The sequence below is a fragment of the Bacillota bacterium genome (genome assembly GCA_023511455.1).
Classification (GTDB): Bacteria; Armatimonadota; HRBIN16; order HRBIN16; family HRBIN16; genus HRBIN16.
In genome coordinates, this window is the sequence record JAIMBJ010000023.1 from 1 (window position 1) to 23965 (window position 23965).

At 59.7% G+C, this 23965-nt stretch carries 23 protein-coding genes; 13 read left to right on the forward strand and 10 right to left on the reverse strand.

All coding sequences use genetic code 11. The features are described 5' to 3' along the window. The first annotated feature begins 395 nt into the window (after positions 1–395). The 6 genes from K6U75_11885 to K6U75_11910 all read left to right on the forward strand — a co-directional run bounded on the left by K6U75_11885 (position 396) and on the right by K6U75_11910 (position 6422). Positions 396–830: a methylglyoxal synthase gene (locus K6U75_11885; protein ID MCL6475738.1), complete on the forward strand. Its 435-nt coding sequence runs from the start codon at positions 396–398 to the stop codon at positions 828–830. Positions 831–905: 75 nt separating this feature from the next. After that, the gene (gene serA, locus K6U75_11890; protein ID MCL6475739.1) at positions 906–2498 is read left to right on the forward strand and encodes a phosphoglycerate dehydrogenase; all 1593 of its coding nucleotides are present in this window, start codon (positions 906–908) and stop codon (positions 2496–2498) included. 2 nt (positions 2499–2500) lie between these two features. Then, positions 2501–3802 carry a glycosyltransferase family 39 protein gene (locus K6U75_11895; protein ID MCL6475740.1) on the forward strand — a complete coding sequence of 434 codons (1302 nt, stop codon included), beginning with the start codon at positions 2501–2503 and terminating at the stop codon, positions 3800–3802. Positions 3803–3843: 41 nt separating this feature from the next. Further along, positions 3844–3990, forward strand: a complete 147-nt coding sequence (locus K6U75_11900; GenBank protein MCL6475741.1) for a nucleotidyltransferase substrate binding protein — start codon at positions 3844–3846, stop codon at positions 3988–3990. Further along, on the forward strand, positions 3990–4316 hold the full coding sequence (locus K6U75_11905; GenBank protein ID MCL6475742.1) for a nucleotidyltransferase domain-containing protein: 327 nt from the start codon (positions 3990–3992) through the stop codon (positions 4314–4316). Before K6U75_11900 ends, K6U75_11905 begins: the two co-directional genes overlap by 1 nt. Before the next feature lie 129 nt (positions 4317–4445). Continuing rightward, positions 4446–6422 (forward strand): beta-galactosidase trimerization domain-containing protein, encoded by a 1977-nt coding sequence (locus K6U75_11910; GenBank protein MCL6475743.1) that lies wholly within the window; start codon positions 4446–4448, stop codon positions 6420–6422. Between the two features lie 120 nt (positions 6423–6542). On the opposite strand, the gene K6U75_11915 is transcribed toward K6U75_11910, so the two are convergent. The 3 genes from K6U75_11915 to K6U75_11925 form a co-directional block, all read right to left on the reverse strand. Further along, complete coding sequence (locus K6U75_11915) at positions 6543–7640, reverse strand: hypothetical protein (GenBank protein MCL6475744.1); 1098 nt, start codon at positions 7638–7640, stop codon at positions 6543–6545. Positions 7641–7996: 356 nt separating this feature from the next. Next, on the reverse strand, positions 7997–8962 hold the full coding sequence (locus tag K6U75_11920) for a hypothetical protein (GenBank protein ID MCL6475745.1): 966 nt from the start codon (positions 8960–8962) through the stop codon (positions 7997–7999). Positions 8963–8980: 18 nt separating this feature from the next. Beyond that, the gene (locus K6U75_11925) at positions 8981–9871 is read right to left on the reverse strand and encodes a hypothetical protein (GenBank protein MCL6475746.1); all 891 of its coding nucleotides are present in this window, start codon (positions 9869–9871) and stop codon (positions 8981–8983) included. A 432-nt stretch (positions 9872–10303) separates the two neighbouring features. On the opposite strand from K6U75_11925, the gene K6U75_11930 reads away from it, so the two are divergent. The 4 genes from K6U75_11930 to K6U75_11945 are packed head-to-tail and all read left to right on the forward strand — an operon-like array spanning position 10304 to position 15218. Continuing rightward, the gene (locus K6U75_11930; GenBank protein MCL6475747.1) at positions 10304–11623 is read left to right on the forward strand and encodes a TolC family protein; all 1320 of its coding nucleotides are present in this window, start codon (positions 10304–10306) and stop codon (positions 11621–11623) included. Continuing rightward, on the forward strand, positions 11620–13296 hold the full coding sequence (locus tag K6U75_11935; GenBank protein ID MCL6475748.1) for an efflux RND transporter periplasmic adaptor subunit: 1677 nt from the start codon (positions 11620–11622) through the stop codon (positions 13294–13296). The genes K6U75_11930 and K6U75_11935 overlap by 4 nt, the downstream gene beginning before the upstream one ends. A 16-nt stretch (positions 13297–13312) precedes the next feature. Further along, on the forward strand, positions 13313–14527 hold the full coding sequence (locus K6U75_11940; protein ID MCL6475749.1) for an ABC transporter permease: 1215 nt from the start codon (positions 13313–13315) through the stop codon (positions 14525–14527). A 25-nt stretch (positions 14528–14552) separates the two neighbouring features. Next, entirely contained in the window at positions 14553–15218 is a 666-nt protein-coding gene (locus K6U75_11945) for a hypothetical protein (GenBank protein MCL6475750.1), read from the forward strand. A gap of 139 nt (positions 15219–15357) precedes the next feature. On the opposite strand, the gene K6U75_11950 is transcribed toward K6U75_11945, so the two are convergent. From K6U75_11950 to K6U75_11970, 5 genes are all read right to left on the reverse strand, one after another. Further along, positions 15358–16449, reverse strand: coding sequence for a tetratricopeptide repeat protein (locus K6U75_11950; protein ID MCL6475751.1), 1092 nt, complete (start codon positions 16447–16449; stop codon positions 15358–15360). Positions 16450–16467: 18 nt separating this feature from the next. Then, a complete protein-coding gene (gene dut, locus K6U75_11955; protein ID MCL6475752.1) occupies positions 16468–17001 on the reverse strand; it encodes a dUTP diphosphatase in 534 nt (177 codons plus the stop codon). Next, positions 16943–18001, reverse strand: coding sequence for a Gfo/Idh/MocA family oxidoreductase (locus K6U75_11960; GenBank protein ID MCL6475753.1), 1059 nt, complete (start codon positions 17999–18001; stop codon positions 16943–16945). Before K6U75_11960 ends, dut begins: the two co-directional genes overlap by 59 nt. A gap of 18 nt (positions 18002–18019) precedes the next feature. Beyond that, entirely contained in the window at positions 18020–18844 is an 825-nt protein-coding gene (locus K6U75_11965) for a sugar phosphate isomerase/epimerase (protein MCL6475754.1), read from the reverse strand. Between the two features lie 290 nt (positions 18845–19134). Next, positions 19135–19305 carry a hypothetical protein gene (locus tag K6U75_11970; protein MCL6475755.1) on the reverse strand — a complete coding sequence of 57 codons (171 nt, stop codon included), beginning with the start codon at positions 19303–19305 and terminating at the stop codon, positions 19135–19137. A 141-nt stretch (positions 19306–19446) separates the two neighbouring features. Between K6U75_11970 and K6U75_11975 the strand changes: the two genes are divergently transcribed. Then, positions 19447–19872, forward strand: a complete 426-nt coding sequence (locus K6U75_11975; GenBank protein ID MCL6475756.1) for a hypothetical protein — start codon at positions 19447–19449, stop codon at positions 19870–19872. Positions 19873–19992: 120 nt separating this feature from the next. Here K6U75_11975 and K6U75_11980 read toward each other — a convergent pair whose 3' ends face one another. Together K6U75_11980 and K6U75_11985 are read right to left on the reverse strand one after the other, a co-directional pair. After that, positions 19993–21096 carry a glycosyltransferase family 4 protein gene (locus tag K6U75_11980; GenBank protein ID MCL6475757.1) on the reverse strand — a complete coding sequence of 368 codons (1104 nt, stop codon included), beginning with the start codon at positions 21094–21096 and terminating at the stop codon, positions 19993–19995. 4 nt (positions 21097–21100) lie between these two features. After that, positions 21101–22201: a glycosyltransferase family 4 protein gene (locus K6U75_11985; GenBank protein ID MCL6475758.1), complete on the reverse strand. Its 1101-nt coding sequence runs from the start codon at positions 22199–22201 to the stop codon at positions 21101–21103. Positions 22202–22318: 117 nt separating this feature from the next. On the opposite strand from K6U75_11985, the gene K6U75_11990 reads away from it, so the two are divergent. After that, positions 22319–22567: a helix-turn-helix domain-containing protein gene (locus K6U75_11990; protein MCL6475759.1), complete on the forward strand. Its 249-nt coding sequence runs from the start codon at positions 22319–22321 to the stop codon at positions 22565–22567. Next, on the forward strand, positions 22564–23928 hold the full coding sequence (locus tag K6U75_11995) for a GGDEF domain-containing protein (protein MCL6475760.1): 1365 nt from the start codon (positions 22564–22566) through the stop codon (positions 23926–23928). Before K6U75_11990 ends, K6U75_11995 begins: the two co-directional genes overlap by 4 nt. Positions 23929–23965 lie beyond the last annotated feature (37 nt).

Consider the following 23965-nt stretch of genomic DNA (forward strand, 5'->3'; position numbering starts at 1 on the left):
TGTGTATCATGTGAATGCCCTCCTTTCGGGTAATTTGGTACCGTGTTCACCTGTTGAGAATACGTATTCATTTTCAGGGTTATTATCTCTCGATGGAGTAGGGGAGTCAAGAGCCTGCCCCTACAGGATTGCGGGCAGCCACAAGGGGTCGCCCCTACGTGGGTTTGAATGCGTTGGGAAGCGGGCACCCTTTCCGACATTTTCGCCCGTTCGCCCACCATCAGTGCTGAACATTTTGCGGAACTCGCCGCTTGCGTCCTTCTCGTTTCGCATCCCTGCAAAAAACCTTTCCACAGCGTCGCTCTGAAGAGTATAATCTGGGTGGAAATCACCCAACGGATGGAGCAACAGGAGATACGCTGGTGAACCCAACCACCACAGAGCTGACGGTATCGATGCCGCCAAAGAAACGCATTGCACTGGTGGCGCATGACCATCAGAAGGCAGACCTGCTGGAATGGGCGCGATTCAACCGTGAACTGCTGGCACAGCATATCCTGTACGCCACCGGCACTACCGGACGCCTGCTGGAAGAAACGCTGGGACTGCCCGTTATCAAACTGAAAAGCGGTCCGCTGGGCGGTGACCAGCAGATTGGCGCGAAGATTGCGGAGGGGGAGATCGATTTCCTCATCTTCTTCTGGGACCCGTTGGAGCCGCAACCGCACGACCCCGACGTGAAGGCGTTGTTGCGCATCGCGGTAGTGTGGAACATCCCTATTGCCTGCAACCGCGCTTCCGCCGATTTCATCATCTCCTCGCCGCTGATGCAGGGCGAGTATCAGCGACTACTGCCCGACTACAGCGGTTATATCCAGCGGGCAGTGTAAAGCCACCAGCAGGAGAAACTTCCCTGCGTTACAAAATCTTCTCTGGAACGCTCTGCTTTTGGGGAGGCACGCATCATGGCTCGTATTCTGGTCAGCGACCCCATCGCGGAAGCTGGCGTCGAGGTCTTGCGACAGGCGGGCGAGGTGGACGTCCGCACGGGACTGCCGAAGGAGGAACTCATCCGCTGTATCGGCGATTACGATGCGCTGGTGGTGCGCAGCGAGACGAAGGTAACCGCCGAGGTGATTGCCGCGGCGACGCGCCTGCGCATCATCGGCAGGGCAGGTGTGGGAGTAGACAACATCGATGTGGCGGCTGCCACCCAACGCGGCATTATCGTGGTGAACTCGCCGGAGGGCAACACCATTGCTGCGGCGGAGCTGACGGTGGCAATGATGCTCGCGCTGGCGCGCAATATCCCGCAGGCAGACCGCAGCCTGCGAGCAGGCGAGTGGAAGCGCAGCAAGTTCGTCGGCACCGAGGTCTACCGCAAAACGCTGGGTATCATCGGACTGGGCAAGATTGGGCGTGAGGTGGCGCGACGGGCGAAGGGACTGGGCATGAACGTCATCGCCTACGACCCCTTTACGCCGTCGGAAGTGGCGGAACGAATCGGTGCCACCCTGACCGACCTGGACACCCTTCTGGCACAGAGTGACTTCGTGTCCATCCACGCTCCCCTGAACGAGCAGACGCGCAATCTCATCAACGCCGAGCGCATCGCGCGGATGAAGGATGGCGCGTTTCTCATCAACTGTGCGCGGGGCGGCATCGTGGACGAACAGGCACTGGCAGACGCCATCCGTTCAGGGAAGCTGGCAGGCGCAGCGGTGGACGTGTTCAGCAAGGAACCCCCTCCCTCTGATAACCCGTTGCTGTCGCTGGAGCAGTGCGTGCTGACCCCCCACCTGGGAGCGTCTACAACGGAGGCGCAGGTGAACGTGGCTATCGACGTGGCGGAACAGATTGTGTCCGTGCTGAGAGGTGGTCCCGCTCGAAGCGCAGTGAACCTGCCACCCATTGACCCCGAGGTGCTGCAGCGCATCGCGCCTTACCTGATGCTGGCGGAGAAGATGGGCAAGCTGCACACACAGCTGGCGCGCGCGCCCATCGTGCAGGTGCAGGTCACCTACAGCCCCGACTTCGCCGAGCTGCCCACCGACATTCTCACCCGCGCGGTGGTTACAGGCATCCTGCAGCCAGTGCTGAGCGAACCCGTCAACCCCGTCAACGCCCTGCTCATCGCGCAGAGCCGCGGCATCCACGTCACCCAGAGCCTGCAGCAGCAGCCAGAGGCGCATGAGCTATACCCGTCGCTGATTACGGTAACGGCGCAGACATCGGGTGGTGACAAGCATGAGATAGCAGGCACGGTGTTCGGCAAAAGCGATGCCCGCATCGTGACAGTGGACGGCTACCGCGTGGATGTCATCCCGCAGGGCATCATGCTGTTCACCAGCCACACCGACAAGCCGGGCGTCATTGGGCGTGTCGGTACCCTATTGGGCAGCCGAAAAGTGAACATCGCGGGGATGCACCTGGGACGCGAGAGGGTAGGGGGTAAGGCGCTGATGGTGCTGATGGTGGACGACCCCATTGACGCCTCCCTGCTGGCGGAAATCCGCGCCTTAGATGGAATGGAGACCGCGCAGGTCGTGGAGCTGTAAACGTGTCCCGAAATCGGCGTGCAAAAGCGAAGGCAGGCAGCGAGGATTTTCGCGGCACTCCATCCGCCCTGTTATGGGCAGTGGTGGCGGTGTTTCTCGTGCTGAGCCTGCTGTTTAACTTCCGCACGCCTGTCGGACGCAACGGCTATTTCCACACCCCCGATGAAGGCGCGCACATCGCCTACGTGCGCTATGTGGCGGAGCAGGGCAGACTACCGCGCTTTGAAGGCTACTCCGGGGTGGGCTACGAGGCGCATCAGCCACCGCTGTACTACACACTCGCGGCGCAAGTGTGGCGAATGGGGCGGATTTTGCCTGTCCCCCCAGCCCGCGTCGTGCGGATGCTGTCCATGCTGTTTGGTGTGCTGCTGGTGCTGGTGGTCTACCGCATCGGCAGGTTACTGATGCCGGAAGTGCCTGCGGTGGCGCTCACTGCGGCGGGGATGACCGCCCTGCTGCCCATGAACGTGGCTATCTGCTCGGCGGTCAACAACGATTCGCTGACCAATCTGCTGTTCGCGCTGGCGCTGATGGAGTTTGCGCTGCTGTACACGCAGGCGAAGCCGTCGCGCTGGATTGCATGGCGCATGGGGGTCTGGGCTGGGTTGGCGGGGTTAACGAAGGTCACCGCGCTGCTGCTGCTACCGACGATGGTGGTCGGGTGGCTGCTGGTTCCCCGCACGCACCACACCCGCCGCTGGCTGGGGCTGCTGGTGAGCGTGGGGCTTGCGCTGGCGATGATGTTCCCCTGGTTCGTGCGCAACATGCAGCTGTATGATGACCCCCTGCTGCTGAAAGCCTTCGAGCGCACCTTCGCTGTGACCGCCCGCGCCGAGCAGTTCCTGCAGGGGGGCGCGAGTATGACGGAATACCTGCAGGTGGTGGCGGACTGGACGTATCGATCGTTCTGGTTTGCCTACGGCACGCCGCAAACCGCCGCCAAAGGGTTGCCCAACTTCCTGCCAGACAGGGTGTACCTGGTGCTGGGCATCTGGCACCTGCTGACCCTGCTGGGGTTTGCGCTGGCATTGTGGCGCGAGCGGGAGACGTTTGCCGAAGGGGCGTTTCGCTGGTGGGCGGTGGCAGGCGTGCTGTTGCTGCTGGTGCTGGGGGCGTTCGTGCGCTTCATCCTGACCTACTTCCAGACGCAGGGGCGGTATCTCTATCCCGCGCTGGTGCCCATTGCGCTGGCGTTCGTCATCGGGTGGCGCAGTCTGTTTCCCGCCCATATGCGCCATACGGTGGACGGTCTGCTGTTACTGCTGTTGTTCGCCATCAGTGTGCTGGCGGTATCAGTGATTTGATGGGCTGAGTGCCATGGTGTTACAATAGTAGTGAGGTGTGGATGGACATGGTTCGCAGTCGCACGCTGACCAGCCACACCTACAACGAGGACACAGCGCATCAGATAGCCAGACTGGTGACCGAGCAGTACTTTCCTCTATTTGTCCAGCTCCACGAGACATTGCAGGCTTTGAAGGAAAGCTCGTGATGGGTGAGCGTTTCGGTTTGAAAGAGGCTACCATACACAAAATCTGCGAGGTGTTTGCCAGGTACCCGCAGGTGCATCGGGCGATATTGTACGGTTCCCGCGCCAAAGGGAACTATAGAGAAGGGTCGGATATTGACCTGGTGCTGATTGGCAACGATGACCTGAACGACAGGTTGCTCGCCCGCATCGATATGGAAATAGATGACCTGCTGTTGCCCTATATGGTGGACCTTTCTATCCTCAGCCATATTACCGACCCCGATGTGATTGACCATATCCGGCGCGTTGGGGTGGTGTTTTATAGTCGGGACGACGACCGCCAATAATCCTCCTGTTGCCGGAGAACCCTTTTCCAGACCTGGATTCCGAGCATGAGCCGGTTGACAAGGAGAAACCGCTTTGGCTAAAGAATCGCTTCGGTGTGGTATGTGACAGTGAAAAGGGAGGACCGAGGCGTGCATGTACTTCGCTTTCGACAGGTTCATTTAGACTTCCATACTTCCGAACACATTCCGGGCGTCGGCTCGGAGTTTAACGCGGACGAGTTTGTCGACACGCTGAAGCGGGCGCACGTTAATTCGGTCACGCTGTTCAGCCGCTGCCATCACGGCTGGATTTATCACGAGACGCGCTTCCTGAACAAGCATCCCCATCTGACCTGCGACCTGCTTGCCCTTCAGATAGAGGCTTGCCATCGGCACGACATCCGCTGTCCCATCTACATCACCGTCGGCTGGGACGAATACATGGCACGGCAGCACCCAGAATGGCTCGAAGTGGACGCCAATGGCAAGCGTTCAGGACCGCCACCCCTGCAGCCCGGCTGGCACAAGCTGTGCTTCGCGTCGCCCTATATCGATTACGTCATCGAGCAGACCGATGAGGTGCTTCAACGCTTTGGGGACGAGGTGGACGGCATCTTCTTCGACATCATCTTTCAGGTGGACGTGTTCAGCGTGTGGGCGCTGCAGGAGTTCGAGCGACAGGGGTGGGATCCCGCAGACCCGAAGGCGCAACAGGCAATGCGCGACCTGCTGGTGAACCGCACCAAAGAGCGACTGGCGTCGGCGGTGCGCGTCCGCAACAAGCGGTGTACCATCTTCTTCAACGCAGGGCATATCAACCCCGCTATCCGCCCCAGCCTCCATACCTACACCCATCTGGAGCTGGAGTCGCTGCCATCTGGCGGCTGGGGCTACGCGCACTTCCCCATCACCATGCGCTACGCCCGCACGCTGGGGCTGGACTGCTTAGGCATGACCGGCAAGTTTGCGGTAAGCTGGGGGCACTTCAACAGCTACAAGCCCCGCGCCGCGCTGGAGTACGAATGCTTCCAGATGCTGGCGCTGGGGGCGAAATGTAGCATCGGCGACCAGCTGCACCCATCGGGCAAGTTAGACCCCGCTACCTACGACCTGATTGGACCGGTGTATGCGCAGGTGGAGCAGCGGGAGGAGTGGTGCGTGGACGCCCAGCCCGTCGTGGAAGTCGGTGTGTTCAATGTGGAGGCGTTGCAGCCCCAACATGTGCGCATCCCACCCGCGAATCTCGGCGCATACCGAATCCTGCAGGAGGGCAGGCACCAGTTTGACTTCATCGACGGCGACAGCGACTGGAGCCGCTACCGCGTGGTGATTCTGCCCGACGAGGTGGTGGTGGACGACGCGCTGGCGCAAAAGGTGCAGGCGTATGTGCAGACGGGGGGTGCCCTGCTGTATACGGGGCGGTCGGGCTTGAGGGAAGATGGTTCTGGCTTCGCCCTGCCTGACATGCCCGCCATCCACGAGGGCGAGCTGCCCTTCTCGCCCGATTTCGTGCGTCCACTGGGCGCGCTGGCGCAGGATATCCCCGATACGCTATACGTGATGTATCTGCGCGGGCAGAGGGTGTCGCCTGCAGAGGGGGCGGAGGTGCTGGCGGAGGTGTGGGAGCCGTATTTCAACCGCACCTATCAGCACTTCTGCAGCCACGCACACACGCCACCCGCGCGTCGCACCGACCTGCCCGCCGCGCTCAGGAAGGGCGGCATCGTGTATGTGGCGCATCCCGTGTTCAGCACCTTCGCGCAGTACGGGATGACCTTCTATAAACAGATGGTTTTGAACGCCCTGCGCTTGCTGCTGCCCGACCCGCTGGTGATGACCGACGCGCCCAGCACCCTGCAGGTCACGTGGAACCGTCAGCCAGCGCATCGGCGTTCGGTGGTGCATTTGCTGCATTACATCCCAGAGCGGCGCACGCTGGCGGCAGACTATCTGGAGGACGTCCTTCCGCTGTACAACGTGTCTTTGCGCCTGCGCAGTGCTTCGCCCAAGCGGGTGTATCTGGCGCCGCAGCGCGAGCAGATACCCTTCCAGATGGATGGGGACTATTTGTGCCTGACCGTGCCCGAAGTACGTGGACATCAGATGGTGGTGCTGGAAGAGGGGTAGGAAGGAGACAGCGGGCGACGTACAGGCGGGGCGCACCAACGTTGCGGAAGACACCAGCTCTGTAGCCGCAGGCTTCAGCCTGCGCAGGGCACACAAAACATGGTGCGGCCGCCCCACGGACTACTGCGCCTGCACCGTCAAGCCCAACGCCTGCTTGACCTCCTGCAACGGGGCAATCAGCTCGCCGCGGTAGGGGAAAACCGGACGGGATAACTTCACTACTTTGCCGTCCCACGTCTTCATCTCCCAGCCAAACGCCTCTAACTCCACCCAGCGCTGACCCCAGGTTACCCGAGCAGTCCATCGCGTGCATATCGTGCCCTTCGAGACAACTGGCAGCGGGCTTTTGGAGACGAGAATCTGCACCTGACGCGACCAGGGGCGCACCTCCCTGTCTTCTTTTACCTGACAGCTGGCGTCGCGTAACAGTGTCAACGCAGCTACTTTCACCCCGTTCAGGTCGACAGTGCCATCAAGGCGGAACAGCGGCGTTCCCCTGCCAATGAGTTCAGGATGGTGCTGCAGGCGGTAAAGTATCCCCCATGCAGCCGCCTCGGCAAACTTGAGGTCTGTGTGACCCGTCATCTGTACTCGCACCAGTGCGCGCCCCACTTGAAAAGCGATGATCGGTGCAGGGGAATAGGCCGGGCAGACCACAAAGGCGGTTCCCAGCTGGTTGCCCGAAGGCAAGCCGCAGTTGAGTGTGGGGAGGCTGTCTGATTCGGAGAGAGAAACTATCCGGTTCTGATAGCTCCGCAACTGGCTGCGATAAATGGCATCCAATGACACGCGCGCGGAATCGGCGGAAGGAAATAGTTCTATGGCGATATCCAGTTGCCTCACAGGAGTGAACTTCTCCAACTCGCCGATTTGGAGGTGGCGTGTCTCAGCCGCACTGTATGTTCTGCGAAAGCCGCTTACCTTGCCCACAGAGACCCACGTATGCAATCCGTTCAAATCGCTGGGAAACGAAGAGAAGCCCGGGATTTCCTCTTCTGCATAGAGCAGATTCAACCCCAGCAGTGCGGTCTTGTCTGCGTCCGGGACGTCCGCGTGTTTAAGCCAATGGCTATGGTTCCAGATGGCTTCGTGGTAGTGTCGTCCGCTCTGGTTTGTCCGTAGCTCCCAGGCGTGGGAAGGCGGCAGTGGTTGTGCCTTCGTACATTCAGCCAGCAGTATTACCAGAAGGCTCAAAACCAATCGGGTTCTCTCGGACATGGTTTCACCCTCCTTAGTTCGCCTCGGGCAAATCCTCAGCAGTTATAGCGGGTAGGAACCCGTTGTCAGGCGAAGGGTTCCATGGGTTTCCAGGGTCTAAGGGGCCAACCTCTTGCTGAGGAGCGTGATTCTCCCACCTCACGAATCGGCGCACCAATACGGGCTTATAATGACTATCCCGCGTCCAGCCGGTGCTGTGGACAATTGACCCATCTGTTCTGACAAAGCCGTAAGGGGCATCCCACACTTTATCCTCAATGGATAGCAAACCCGACGAAACGCCTCCAGCGCTATCCATCGCTCCCCACGCCGAAGAGTGACATGCCAGAAGTGTGCCGCACAGAGCCTGTCTGTCGTTATGGCGAGAGCGATATAGCCCCTCCCTGTTTCACCAGCTTCCCGCCAAGTGCCTGCGCAAACCCTCGCGCTTCTACCCAGACCTCCTGTCCATCATACAGCACTGGCGTGGAGAGGGATATCTGTTGCTTACCTATCAGTAGCACTCGTGCAGCCACGGGGACAGTAACCCGCTTGCCCCGCCAGTCCGCCGTGAACACCCCTGTCCGACCCTGTTTGACAACGCCGCCATGTTGTCGCAGAGCGGAGCCAGCCGGGATGTATAGACCCGTCGAGGTTTTCCTTGCAGGCAGAGTAGCTCGCCCACTGTGAATACGGAGCACATTGGACCCCTCCCAGTTCATCAGCAGCATCTGGACACGAGAGAGCAAGAGACGCGCGACATACTCTGAGCGTTCCCGGTCCTCACGGCTGACAGGCAGAAAGACCGCTGTCTTCGCCTTAGGGTCAATGGGTTGGTATTGTATGGACACCCTGAGGGCAACGGAGCCACCATATACCACAATGACCGACGTTCCCTGCCCAGGACCAGGCTTAGCCCCATCAGGCGGAGCGTATACCCAGCTCTTTAATCCGACGGGGAAGCCACTGTGAGTGCCTTCGGGCAAACCTGGAGTCCCTGGCAGAGCAAACTGCGTTTGTGCAAAAAAGACCGCTTGCCGGTAAGCCTGCTTCTCATCTGAAGGGACCACCATCTCTACGGTCATCTCCGCTGGAAAGTATCCCATTAGTCCTTGGCGCTGGAAACGCAGCGATTGGGTGAGGTAAGGCGCTCCGTGCGCCATAAACCCCGTTCCCACTGTCACTTTCTCAATGTAGGGGAGCTCGCCCTGCCGAATAGCAACCTGCTCTTTGAGCAGTCGGCGGAGTTCGTCACGGCTCATTTGCCCGACCAGTTGGCAAGCCAGCGCCAGCGTGACGACAGCAGCTGCTGTCAGGATGATGAACCACCTTCTTGTCCACATATCAAACCTCCCGCGTTTTCACTCGGATGGGGTGAGGTCCTCAGCGCTCACTGCGCATTTTCCTATCCACACGACCACTGGTTCTGTGTCTGCCTGCCATGGTTCGTTAACCAACCCCAGAATCGCTCCGGGCATACGAGGTGTTTGCCAGTAGCCTTCCTGTATCCATCGGCAAGAGGGGTGGTCAGCGGCGGGGTTTCGGTAGCTACTGCCGAAGAGGTCGAGCTTCTGTGCCGCCGTAGGATCCCAAATACCTGCGCCAGTGTCGTCGGCACCAGATATTGAACAGACTTGATGCCAAGCCCAAGAATACCATCTGTAAGTGTAGTCTGGGTAAGGGGGTATAGGCTCGCGTGGGTCATCGCCTGGGGTTGGGTCGCTCCCGATGGGACAGAGCATGTTGGTATGGAAATGCGGATGTCCACGATTAGTGCAGTTCTCCCGCCCACACTGTGGAGATGGCGGCAGCAACGATGTAGTGGCAAGCTGTCTAGCAGAGAAGTCCATGCCCACCGCGCACAAAGCAAGCATGGTGAAAAAGGAAACATCTACACAGTTGCCTCTTGTCCACACTCCTGTCTCCCATCGGCTTATAACGGCTCTCAACATGTAGAAGCCATCTTCTCGCACCCAACGGGTCGCGGTGTCGTCAGGGTAGAAAAAGCCCAGTCTCTGGTAAAATACACCGAAGGTCACAGCCCTGGCTGCATCGTAAAGATTGTTCTGCTTTGCCGCCCATCTGCAGCTATACCGCAACAAGCTCACCCACGCGGGGCTCATCGGCGCTTTGGGTGCGTCCAGCACCACGAACACCTCCGAAGGTGTGTTAACGGTGCTGTAGGGCATCACACCTACCGGCAGAGGCCATGAGCCTGTCCACACCAGCAGCAAGCCCTCACTCCACAACATGGCATACTCTGCAGGTTAGACGCCAGGGCTATCAGCAGGTTTACACTCACCAAGCGTTTCATCCTTTGCCCAAGCCTCCTTGCCGATACGTGGACTGCGACGTTACCCGCTTTTCTAAGTTCATCATATCACATCGAAAAAAAAAGCAAGACCTGCTGTCATCTCTTGGTGTCCTTCGTGACTTGGTGGTTCATCATGCACAGAGCAAACCACGAAGACACAAAGGGGCACGAAGAGGAAACCTTCGTCTTCTTGGTGTCCTTCGTGACCTGGTGGTTCATCATAAATAAAGCAAGTGATATTTTCGCAGTCTAACTTGCGTAATAGTACAGGGTGGCGCAGGGCAGGCAGGAACTTCGCAACCAGCCCCGTCCTTCTCACGTCAAATATATCGGCTCCGAAAAATTGAGGGGGAAAGGAACCGAACAGGTGATGCTCAAACGAGGAGTGTGGTGTTGCGTTTTGTTGCTGGCGGCATCGGCGTGGGCGCAGGAGATTAGCCAGTTGCCCCAGCCGCTAACTCTGAAAGATGCGATAAGAATAGCTCTGCAGAAACATCCGTCCGTTGCTATTGCGAAGAACCAGTTAGAGCAGGCAAAAGCAAGGCGAGTTCAGGCGGAGGCACGTTATTTTCCCACCCTGAGCCCGTCGGTCAGCTATGTGAATCAGCAGACGCGAACCGCGCTGCCCGGCTTTGGCACGCGCATCGGCAAGATCGACGAAACGCGCTCCGACATCGCCCTGCGGCAGACGGTGTTCGATTCGGGACAGCGGGAAATCTCTGCCGCTCAGGCGCGTCGTTCGGTGGAGGCATCAGAGCAAGCGTATCGGGAGGCGGTGCAGCAAAAGGTACTCAGTGTCACCACTGCATACTACGAGTTGCTGCGCCGCATCGCGTTACTGCGGGTGGCAGAGGCAAGCGTACAGCGGGCCCAGCAGACAGTGGACGTGGTGCGGGCGCAGGTGGAGGTCGGCGTGGCGGCGCAGAAGGACGTGCTGCAGGCGGAAGCCGAGCTGGCAAATGCGCAGGTATCACTCATACAAGCACGCAATCAGGTACGATTAGCGGAGGCGAACCTGCGCAATGAGCTGGGCATCGGTCAGGAGGTGCCTGTGCAAGTGGCGGAAGTGGGCGAGCAGGAGGCAGCGCAGTTGCCGCCATTAGGCTCGTTGGAGGATTACCTGCAGCAGGCGTTCGCGCAGCGCCCAGACTACCAGCGTCAGCGCGTTAGCAGTGAAATCCAGCGGTTGAGCCTGCGTCTGGCACAGATTCAGGCGGGACTTCAGATACAGAGCGATTTCACCTACGGACGGCGTATCGAGCCCGATCCGGGCGACACGCGCAGCTTCAGTGTCGTCGCGACCTATCCGCTGTTTGACGGGGGCGCGGCGCGCGCGGCGGTGCGGGAGTCACAGGCAAGCTATGATAGCGCGATGCAGCAGCTGGAGCAGACAAAGCTGATTGTGCGTCTGGACGTCGAACAGGCTTACCTGTCGCGAGCGGAGGCGCTGGAACGATTGAACGCCGCACGCAAGGCGCTGGAGGCGGCACGGGTCAACTACGAAGCCGCGCTGGAGAGCCGCAAAGAGGGCGTCAGCAGCCTGATTGAAGTGATTAACGCGCAGGTGGCACTGGTAAATGCCGAGACCAACTACGTGCAAGCCATCTATGACCTGCTGGCAGCGGACGCGCGGCTGCAGCGGGCTATCGGTAAAGACTATGCGTTCTCGGAGGGAGGGGCACAGGGATGAAACGAGCGATTATCATCGCCGTGATACTGATTATCATCGTGGCTGGTGGTTCCATCGCGTGGAGCAGATTGCGCAATAACAACCAGCCCAAGCCCGAATACCGTACGGCGAAGGTTGAGCGCGGCACAGTCACCAAGTCGGTAACCGCTGAGGGTACGCTACAGCCGCTAACGGTGGTGGACGTGAAGTCCAAGGCAGGTGGCATGGTGACTCAGCTGGCGGTGGACGTCGGCTCGGAGGTGAAAGCCGGGCAGCTGATTGCTCGCATTGACCCCACCGACACCATGACTGTATTCGAGCAGGCGCAAGCAGACCTGCAGGCAGCGGAGGCGCGTGAATTGCAGTCGCGCCTGAACCTGCAGCTGCAAAGCGTGCAGAGCGAGGTAGCCGTGCTACAGGCGCGGGCGAACCTCGAAGCGGCGAAGGCGCGTCTGGAACAGGCACGCCGCCAGCTGGCGATGCAACCCAAATTAAGCCAGGCAGCCATCCAGCAGGCGGAGGCGAGCTACGAGACTGCGCAAGAGAACCTGCGCCAGCTGAAGGAGGTTACCATCCCGCAGACGCGCACCGAGGTGCAGGCGCAATACGACCAGGCAAAGGCGAACTACGAGAACGCCGAGAAGAATCTGGCACGTCAAGAGGAGCTGCTTCGAAAGGGCTTCGTGTCGCAGCAGGCGGTGGATACCGCCCGCACACAACGCGATGTGGCGAAGGCGCAGTTCGACACGGCGCAGAAACGGTTGTCCATGCTGGAGCGCGACCTGCAAACCACCCTGCGCAACGCCGAACGGCGTCTGGAAGAAGCGCGAGCCGCGCTGGAGTCGGCGCGCACCAACGCCGAGCAGGTCGCACTTCGCGAAGCGGATGTGATGCAGGCAGAGGCGGCGGTTCGACAGGCGGAAGCCGCCCTCAAGCAGGCGGAGGCAAACGCCCTGCAGAACCGTATCCGCGAGGCAGACATCCGTTCCGCGCAGGCGCAAAAGGTGCGCAGCAAAGCCAGCCTGCAGAACGCGCAGGAGCAGTTGCGCAGCACCACCATCGTCGCCCCTCGTGATGGCATCGTGATTAAGAAGTTCGTGGAAGAGGGAACTATCGTCCCGCCCGGAACCAACGTCTTCTCGCAGGGAACCAGCATCGTGCAGATTGCCGACGTGAGCCGCATGTTCGTGGACGTGCAGGTCGACGAAACCGACATCGCCTTCATCCAGACGGGGCAGAAGGTGGATGTCACCTTAGATGCCTACCCCAGCGAAATCTTTGAAGGCACGGTAACCCGCATCGACCCGCAGGCAGTGGTCGAGCAGAACGTGACGGTGGTCTACGTGCGGGTGGAGATCGAGAACCCCGATGCCCGCCTCAAGCCCGGCATGAACGCCACCTGCGAGTTCGTGGTCGACCGCAAAGAGGATGTGCTGATGGTGCCTTCGGAGGCAGTCAAGGAGCAGGACGGCAAATACTACGTGCAGGTGATGGAAGGCGGTAAGCCCGTGCGCCGCGACGTGGAAATCGGTCTGGAAGGCAACGACACCATCGAAATCGTCAGCGGATTGCAGGAGGGCGTGGAGGTGGTCACGCAGATTATCCAGCCGCAAACGCAGGCGCAAGGCAGCGGAGGTCCGCCTCGGGGAATGGGCTTCCCCATGTTCGGCGGTCCGCCGATGCGCATGAGATAGTGCGGGAGGTGAACGCATGAACTTCGTGGAGAACTTCCAGATAGCCCTGCGTAGCCTGCTGGCGAACAAGCTGCGCTCGTCGCTGACCATGCTCGGCATCATCATCGGTGTGGGAGCGGTCATCGCCATGATTTCGGTGGCGCAGGGCGCACGCGAGCAGACCATGCAGCGCATCCAGCAGCTGGGCACGAACGTGCTGGTGGTGTTCCCCGGTCAGCAGCGCATGGGGGCAGCGTTTGGGGGCTTCGGCTCGATGCAAATCCTGAAGCCGGAGGACGTGGACGCCATCCGGCGCAGTTGCCCCTCGGTGCGCGCGGCGTCGCCGGAGGTGCGTCGCAACGCGCAGGTGAAGTACAAGAACCGCAACACCAACACCAATGTCAGCGGCGTGTCGCCTGAGTATTCCGAAATCCGCAACTACCCCGTGCAGCAGGGGCGTTTCATCACCCAGCGCGAGGTGGATAGCATGGCGCGGGTGTGCGTCATCGGGCAAACGGTGTACGAGAACCTGTTTAACGGCTCCTCGTGCATCGGTAAGACCATCCGCATCCGCGGCGTCAGCTTCAAGGTGGTGGGCTTGCTCGCGCCCAAAGGGGCGCAGGGCTTTGGCAACCCCGATGACATCATCTTCGTGCCCTATACCACCGCCATGCGTCGTCTGTTTGGGATGGATTTTATCAACAGTATCAGTGTGCAGGCGGTGAGTGAGGAGCGCATGAACGCCGCGTATCAGGAGGTAGAGAACATCATGCGCCGCCGCCAACGCCTGAACCCCGGTCAGGAGAACAACTTCCGCATCATGAATCAGGCGGAGTTCGTGCAGACGGCAGAGGATGTGTCGCGCACGTTCACGCTGCTGCTGGCGGGCATCGCAAGCGTGTCGCTGCTGGTGGGCGGTATCGGCATTATGAACATCATGCTGGTGTCGGTTACCGAGCGCACGCGCGAAATCGGCATCCGCAAGGCGGTCGGCGCAAAACGGCGAGACATCCTTCTGCAGTTCCTGATTGAGGCGATGACGCTGAGCCTCGTTGGAGGATTGATCGGTGTTGCCGCCGGACTGGGGGCGTCGTACGTGCTGGCAAGCGCGTCTGGCTGGCAGGTGCACATCACGATGCAACCTATCCTGCTGGCGTTCGGCTTTTCGGCAGCAGTGGGCATCTTCTTCGGCATCTATCCGGCGCAAAAGGCGTCGGCTCTCAATCCGATAGAAGCATTGCGCTACGAGTAACCAAGAAACCTGAGGGAGGAACGTGATGATGAAACGATTAGCTCTGTGCACCGGCGTGTTGCTGCTGCTTATCACCGCAGTGGCAGCTGTCGCTCAACCGCCACCGGGCGCGGGGGGCTTCCAGATGACCCCGGAAATGCAGAGGCAGATAGAGGCATGGCGCAAGTGGCGTGAGGCGCACAAATACACCTTCCAGCTCACCAGCACGTTGCGTGCGCTCACAGAGATCGACAAGGACCCGAAGACGAAGCTGACGCCTGCACAGGCAAAGAAGATTCTGGCGGTATTGCAACCCTACCGCAACAAGCCAAAAATGACGCAGGACGATGCCAAGAACGCGCTGAAGGGCATCAAGGCGGCGCTGAACGTGAACCAGCTGAACGCTATCGCGCGCATTGAAGCGGAGAGGCGCAACCGTCGCGGCGGACCCGGCGGCGGTGGCATGGGAATGCGACCGGGCGGACCCGGTGGTGCACCTGGCGGGGCACCTGGTGCTCGTCCGGGCGGTGCTGCCGGTGCGGGCGGCAGACCCGGCGGCGGACCTGGGGGAAACTTCCGGATGCCCGACCCGTCTCAAATGAAGGATTTCAACCCCTTCAAGCCGGATACCAGCACCCCCTTTGGTCAGCGAAGCGCTGAGATGTGGAATCAGTTTTTCAACGGGTTGCAGCAGCGGGCTGGTGGCAAGTAGTTGTGAGGCAGGGTGGGTCGTCTCCCACCCCTGCTGTTCCCCGTGCTGGAGGGCGAAGCTCCTGCCGAGCCAATTTGCCACGTTCTCGGCTCACCCGGAGGTTCGCCCTCCAGTTTGTCCATGAAGTGTGGAACGGCGGCTAACGTACCTCAGGTGCCAGACCCGCCGCCGGGTTGTAGTAGGCGTTCTGGAAGAAGGCGGGGATGTCTTTCGCGGGAGTACCTTCAGGCTGCGGCGGCATCTGCTTGCGCGGGATGTCGGCGGCGAACCCCAGCACCAGCACCTTCTCTCCCGCATGGCTGCTTACCGGTACCATGCAGCGTATCCGGACGGTCTGGACATCGGGTTGTATGGCAAAAGCGGCGGCGGCTGCCAGCCAGGCAGTGCGGTAAAGGGTGTCTTTGCCTGCGTCTGAATCGTAACCGAAGGTGACGAGCAGGTGATTCGCCAGCGGGTCATATGCCGTTGCCAGCACAGAGGGCTTTATCTCGTGCTGGAGCAGCCACTCTTTCACTTTCTCTGCCAGCAGGTCATCCTCCGTGCGCGGATGAGAGTCTGTTTTGACCGTTGTAGCGGGCTGTTGAGGAGTTGCAGCGGGAGTAACTGGAGAGTTATCGGCGTTGGGTTCAGGTGCAGGCAGGGTAGTTGCGCCGGATGCTTCCATCGGCAGACGAGTGGTGGTGATGCTGACCGGGGCAGGAGCCGAACGTCCTGCTATCCGGCTCTGGAACGCCCATGTGATGCCGATGGCGATAAGCACTGCCGCTCCCAGTACCGATGCGCTGAAGATGCGCAACGTTCGCGCTTGCCTTTGCAGGTGTTCTACCTCCTGCGACTGGCTCTGCGCCTTCTGGCGCAGCTCCAGCTCCTGCTGCACCTGTTCCAGACGGCGGCGGTCTACCACGCTGTCGGGAGCAAGGTCTAAAGCGAGTTTATACCACTGTGCCGCCTCTTCCAGGTTCCCTTGGTCCCGGTAGATATCGCCCATCAGTGCGTGGGCGTGCACGTTGCTGGGGAACTGGCGCAGCACATCGGCACACACGCGCATCGCCTCTTCCCACTGCCCACGCATTCGCAACAGGTTGGCGTGCGCCAGACGCGGGTTGACCAGGCGTTCCTCTTCGGCAATCAGCAGCGGGTCATCCGTGCCGGAGGTGACCGGAAGACCGCACTCCGGGCAATGCGTCGCATTCTGGCTCAGTGGTGCCAGGCAATGGTCACAGAACTTCATGTTGGACACACCTCTTTGCTACTTTTCCGTAGAGAATCCGGTGCTGCCGAATCCACCTTCTGCACGCTCGGTTTCGGGCAGCGCATCCACTTCCTGCCAAACTGCCCGCGCTACCGGTGCAATCACCATCTGCGCGATGCGGTCGCCGCGACGGATGGTAATCGGCTCCTGCCCCAGGTTGATGAGTATGACCTGAACAACACCCCGGTAATCGCTGTCGATGGTTCCCGGAGCGTTCACCATGCCCAAACCATACCGCTCTGCCAGTCCGCTGCGCGGGCGTACCTGTGCTTCGTAACCCGGCGGCAGGGCAATGCGGATGCCAGTGCTGATTTTTCGACGCTCACCGGGTTGCAGTATCACCGGTTCATCTATCGCCGCGTACAGGTCTGCCCCCGCCGACCCGGGCGTGGCATACTGGGGCAGGGGAAGGTCCGCTGCATCGGGCTCCCGTTGTATTAGAACGCGGATATGCACGCAAAGTTCCCCCCTTTCACATCCCCAGCCACTTCTGATAGATGGCTTCGAAGATACGGACGTCCTGAATCGCATCTTCTCCAGAAGAACGAAATGGTTCGCCCGTGCGTATGCAGTGGATGAAGTGTGCCGCCTCACGCTGAAACGACCACGACCAGCCCTCTTCGGGAAAGTGGCGGGAGTACTCTGCGCCATCCTCTGCACGATAAACCTCTACGGTAGCACAGGAGTTGCGCAGCAGCAACGGGGGCGAGGTTACCTTCACCCACCCCTTCTGGAAGTATGCCTGGCTATCTTCATCCCACTGGTGCGCTGCCAGTCCCCCCGTTTCCAGTGAAACACGCACGCCACCCATCCGCAGTACAGCCACACCCGTGAAGGCGTCGTCGTCGAGGTCGACGGCTGTCACCTGCCAGTCATCACCAGCGTTCAGCAGCCAGCGGGCGAGGTTCACGTTGTGGCAGTACACCTGCAGGTAGGCGATGTAGCTGTGGTGGTATTTCTCAGGCAGCCACTGGGGTACCTCGTTGGGCGCACTGGGGTAAGGTTCGTCGGTCTGGATGACCGTTGCCGAGTTGCCTGCCGTCCAGTTGCCTCCGAAGCAGCGGGCTCGCAGGTAGAAGAGTTTGCCCAGCTCGCCGGACTGGCGGCACTGGTCGATGAGTTGCTTTGCCAGCTCAATGCCGGCGTCGTATCGCTTCATGTAGGCAACCATCAGGCGACCGCCTCCCTCTCGCGCCGCCTGTAACATGCGTTCCGCACGCTCCACCGTCAGAGCCATTGGTTTTTCCATGAACACAGGCTTGCCCGCCCGCAGCGCGTCTTCTGCCACCTGCGCCTGATGCACGTAATGCGCCGATACCGCAACGGCATCAATGTCTGGGTCTAACAGCAGCTCGCTATGCGTGGTATATACACGCGGGATGCCAAAACGCTCCGCCACCTTCTGCGCGAGCTGCGGGCGCACCTCCGCCAGCGCCACCACTTCACAGTCGGGCAGGGCGGTGAAGTTGGGCAGGTGCACTGCCTGTGCCATAAAGCCTGCTCCAACATATCCCAAACGAATCTTTTCCACGTTTTGCCTCCTCCTTCATTAGATTTTTGCCAGCACAGCATCCAGCGCGGCTTTGGCGTTACGGATGACGTTTTCATGACTGTCTGCCCAGTAGTCGCGGTTAAAGATTTCGATGCTCAAGAACCCCGTGTAGCCTATCTCGTTTTTAAGAATTCGGAACTCCTCCACCAGCGGTATCACGCCGTGCCCGGGATACACACGGTGGCTGTCGTTCATCTGCTCGCGAGGCAGGTCGGGGCAGTCGTTGACGTGTACGATGAGCAGGTGCTCTTTGGGCAACCGGCGTATCTCTTCCAGCGGGATGCCCGACTTATAGTAGTGGAAGGTGTCCATCATGATGCCGACGTTCCGGCTGGTAGATGCTCCGACCACCGCCAGTGCCTGTCGCGGTCCGGGCATGAAGGGCGCGCCACCGATTGGCTCCAGCGCGCATTTCACCCCATACTGCCCACTGACCTCGCCGTAGCGCTGGGCGGATTTGCCTGCGCGCTCAATCGCCTCGGCGATGCCCATGCCCGGCGGTGGGGCGTCGGCAGTGAAGCAGAGAAGGGTTTTGCTGCCCAGCTGGCGGGCGGTGCGTGCATACCTGTCGATGCGACGCAACTGCTCTTCCTGCTGGACGGTATCGAAGGCGAAAAAGGGAAACGCCATCACTGCCGCGACTTGCAGGCAGTTCTTTGCCAGCTGGCGTCTGAGGTCGCTGAGAGAATGGCGCGTAAGATAGTCATCGATACGCCCAGCCTCGATCTCCACGCCATCGTAACCGTATTTGCCCAGCAGGTCGAGCGTTGTTTCCAGCGGTTTATCTGCCCCGCAGGTGATGGTGTTGAAACAGATTTTCATCGGGTGCCTCCACGATGGTAACCGTGATGCCGATTCAGTTCTGTAACTGAGGTTAACCTACCTGCCATCAGGGAAGCGCGTGTCTAATCGATGGAAGCCGCCCGCATAGCACCACGCGGTGGCTTACTGGGTGAATACGCGCCCCAGACCACTTCCTGAGCCTTCGGCACCCGGATACTACACGGGACCGATGAAAGGCAAAGGTGCCAACGCTACCGTTGCGCCGGAACAGCTGCCACCGCGATAGAAGCGGTCGTCTCTGGGCGTCCCGCGGTTGGGACGCCCTTTTTCTACTGCTCCACCACGGCGGACTGATTGCGCGGAAGCGACTGGTACGAGACCCTTGCGCTGTGCCAGAAAGCCAAAAGGGCAATCAACAGCATCACCACGATGACCAGTGCAACCATCCAGGCAGGCATATCCAGCGCGGAACGGTCCTCGGGTTTTCCATTATGAGACATCCCGTTTGCCTCCAGAGGTAGACGCTGACAATCCCGTCCCCTGATGATGGAACGAAACCCTTCTCCTCACGGTCATAGTATAATAGATGAAGATAGTGTGGCAAGTTTCTCTGAGACGGTTGGGCACAGGAGGGCAAAGCAATGCCACAGCCTATCTCAGAACAACATCCGCTGCGGCAATTGTTTGCTACCCTAGTGGAGCAGGCGTTTACGCGCGTGCTTCAGGAGTACGAGCCTGCGGTTTTACGCTACATGGTGAACCTGCTGACCGAGTTTACCCACGTCGATAACGTCTACCGCATCCGCGATGCTCGCGGCAGGGCGTTACAAGAGGTAGCCGAGATGCTGGCGGAAGGCGATATGTTGCTCAACGCCACATCCTTTGCCCGCGAGCGTGAGGTACATCGTCATATCGGGGACTTTACGCTGTTCTGGTCAGGCGTCTATCCAGAGGCGATGCCGCGCCTTCGCCACGCGCTGAGCAAAGATGCGCTGATCGATTACGTGCAGCAGGGCAAGAAGTCCTACTACATCGTTTCCACCTTTGAAGAGGGCGAGTGGCGTTAGGAGGCGCCGTTGTTCAGACGGTTGTCCGAACGGTTCGAGCTGTACATGTTCGGGCTGAATCTGGTGCGCCAGGGCTGGGAACGCCTCGCTCGCGAGCACTTCGAGCGGTGGCAACGTGGTTTACAGTAGACTCTGATACAGCGCGAGAAGGCGCTGGATATGCTGTTCTAAAGTATATCGTTCACAGACCGCGCGGCGCGCCGAAGAGGCTATCTCCCATCGTTGTTGCTCGCTGGTGAGCAGGGAATGCACGGCATCCGCCAGGGGACGGGGTTTGTTTGGGGGCGTCAGAATACCGGTTCGTCCGTTCTCCATGATTTCGGCTGGCGCACCCCGATTTGCCGAAACAACGACAGCACCGCTTGCCATTGCCTCCAGAATGACCAGACCAAACGGCTCCGGGCGGGTACTGCAATGTACCAGCACGTCAGCAGCGGCGATAACAGGAGCAATGTCGCGCTGAAATCCCAACCAGCGTATCTGCGAATGATTTGCCTCGGACATTGCCCGCACCCTCACGGCATAACGATGGTCTCCCATGCTGTCATCACCCGCCAGCCAGAAGACAGCCTCACGATGCTGGCAACGCAGTATCTGCGCCATCTGCAAAAAGAGGTGCTGTCCTTTGAAGGGCATCACCCTTCCCACGTGAATCACCACAGGAACATCGGCAGGGGTGCCAAACCGACGGCGCACCTCCGTACGCGCTGGAGGCTCCAGCGGGCGGAACAGGGAGGTGTCCACGCCGTGCGGGAGGTGCTGTACCCTGTCCTGCAGCCTCCTTCCCATCTGTCTTTGTAACGCCCTGGAGTAGGCAACCACCGCTTGTGCATAGCGCTGAGCCACCGTTCGAAGCCATATCCTCTGCCAGGGGAAGGGGAACAGGTCGTGGATAGACCACACCAACGGCACGCGCAGGTCGCGGCAAGGACGGCCGGCAAACCACCCCGCGCGTACGGAGTAGGCATGCACCAGGTCGGACCGCGCGATAGCATTACGGAGCCGTTGAGAAACACCCTCGCTCAGTTTACTGCTGCGGCGCAGGGAAGGGAACTCGATGGGAAGCACATCTATCCCCAGAGCGCGCGCCTCTTCGGCAAGTGCGCCGGGCGGGCAAGCCAGAGCCGGTTGCACCTGATCGCGCGGCAGGCGCTCCAGCACGCGCAGCAAACTGATTTCTGCTCCGCCCAGCCCTCCCCACTGATTCACATAAAGGATTCGCATGGCATTAATCCTGAGCATACGCCTCCGCGATTTGCCGGACGATGCTTCGCCATTCGAACTGCAGAGCGAATTCGCGCCAGCGTGCCCGCACAGCGTGTGAACGGCTCTCTTCCACGCTCAGAAGCACCTTCTCCGCCAGCGACTGTACGTCGTTCGGCGATGCAACCGGACAGACCTTGCCTGCCCACTCGTTCAGCGCAGGGGTGTCTGCAATTACTGCTGGCGTGCCGCACGCCAGCGATTCCAGTACCGGCAAACCGAATCCTTCGCGCCACGAGGGAAAAAGCAGGACATCGCAGCTCTGGTACAGGTCGCGAAGGCGCAGGTCGTCTGTATCGGCGTCCACCTGAATGCAATCTGCAATGTCCAGCTCGCGTGCCAATCGCTGGTGGGATGGCGGTAAGGGCTGTCCTGCTTTGACCCACCTCACCGGATGACCGATGTGGCGCAGGTGTGCTACCGTGCGCAGGACGGCTGGAATGTTCTTGTAGGGGGCGTTCGAGCCGACGTGCAGTATCGCTATCTCGTGCGGCTGGAACCCCAGCTCCTCGCGTTTGCGCCGCCGCAGGTCGTCTGGCAGGACGGTGAAAAAGCCGGTATCCACGCCGTTATATACCGTTTTCACTTTCTGCGCGGGCACAGAAAAGAGACGCATCAGGTCGCTGGCAGTGGCGTGGCTGCAGGTGATGATGACTTCTGCGTCTGTGAGGTGCTCGATTGACCTTCGATACAGCCATTGCCCCAGCATCCGGCTTAAAGGGTGGCGATAGATATTCTGCATGACGAGCGGTATCAGGTCGTGACAGGTAACGACCTTCCGGTTCGCAGATGTAACTGGAAACAGGAAGGACTCGCTGTGGTCTACCACGTGCAGTACATCGCAGCGCGGCAGGCGGGCTGCCAGATGTTGAAGGTATCGTTGCGTGAAGAGCACGTACAGAACGTGGATAACCGCCGCAGGCACGCGCCATCGGAGAATCGTTGGGGGGCGCAGGCTCACGTATCGGATTTCGCACGGCACAGGCAGATACCGGTGCATTGCCTGTGTGACTCGCTTCATGCTGGGTGCGCTGTGTGGATGCGCTCGCAAAAGCGTGACGTGCATGGTATAGACTCTTTTCTCTGCTGTAAGGCGGATTCACTGCTGCGGAAATAACCCTAAAGAATCCCGATAGTTTTACCGATGATAAGAACAGCAAACAGACGCAATAAAGAGCAAAAAATGAGCAGGAAAACACAAAAGAAGAATCCGGAAACAGCTACCACCGAAGTGATGAGTGTGCGAGAACTTGCGGATTTTTTGCGGCTGTCCGTGCATACCGTCTACCGTCTCGCCGAGCAGGGCAAACTGCCGGGGCGCAAGGTGGGTAAGCACTGGCGTTTCCACCGCGATGCTATCGTTGCCTGGCTGGCAACATATCGGGAGGAGGACGCGCTGTACGGGACATCCTCTGGAGGGGCAAGTGAATGAGTTTCACACAAGTTCGAAATCGGTCCGATAGTGGCGACAACGGGGCTTCTCTGTCGCCTCGCCTCGCATCCCTCCCTCGCTACACGGCGAAGGCGATAGAGCAGCTGGTGGACACAATGCTTGCGGCGTTGCGGAGCGACACTGGAGCCATCTGGGTGGAACACGAGCATTCGGTCTATACGCTGGTTGTGCGCAATATGAGTCTCCAGAACGTGCACCTGTTGCAACAGATGACCAGAACACGTGCTCAATCCTCCCCGGTAGTGGTGCAGTCTCAAGGGCAAACCTATGCGGTGGTCTGTAGCGGTTATCCGTTGTTCAGGGTGTACGTTGCTGTGAAGGTAGCGAAAATCGGTTCCCTGCATCACCGTCTGATGCCCCGTTTCGCCCGCCTCGCGCAAAGTATCCTGCAGACCAACAGATCGCCGATAGGAACGCCTTCCGAGGACCCTAGTCATCAGGCGTATCGCATCATTGTGGAAAACTCTTTGAGACGGCTGTGCGAACTGTTGCAGGCGGCAGGATGCACGTTGCTGTGGTTCTCATCGTGGAATAACTCGTGGCATCGGTTTGCCATCGGTAGCGTGCCAAACTGGTTGTATCGTCAGCTCTGGGAGATGCCCTCACCCGGCGATGGGCTGAATGTGTGGGTGAGAAACATGGAGAGTCTCATTCGTCGTCATGGTCAATACTGCGTTGCTGACGAGATGACCGTTCGCGACATGGTGAAAGGGTGCATCCTCCTGTGGCGAGAAGAACCGCATGGCGATTTCAGCGCAGACGAGACCGAGTGGCTGCGGGTAACCGTGCAGATGATGGCAGCCTCTCTGGATGTTCTGGAAACGCAGTCCGACCTCCTGCAAAAGGTGTACCAGGACCCGCTGACGGGTCTGTTCAATCGCCTCTACTTCGAGGTTGCTTACCGGCAGATTCTGCATGGCGCACAAAGGCATCCCCGTCTGGTATCGTTGCTGCTCATGGATATCGATAATTTCAAGCAAATCAATGACACTTACGGGCATGAAACCGGTGATATGGTGTTGCAGGTGGTTGGGCAGGTGCTTCAGCAGGTGCGGGCTGGCGACATTCCTGCCCGCTACGGCGGCGACGAGTTTGTGATACTGTTACCGGACACGGACAAGGCTGGAGCGCGGATGCTGGCGCAGCGTTTACAACAGGCGTTGAAAGAGGCTACGGCACAGCTGGATTTGCCCTGCGAGGTCACGCTCAGTATCGGATGTGCTACTGTGAGCAACGGTGACACCAGCCTGCTATTGCTGGCAGACCAGGACATGTATGAGCAGAAGCGAAGCGAAAAGGCCGCTGCGAGTGGTCTTACCGTTTCCCCTTCTCTCCATTGACACGTTGTGTAGAGTAAGGTACACTGAGTACGGTAAG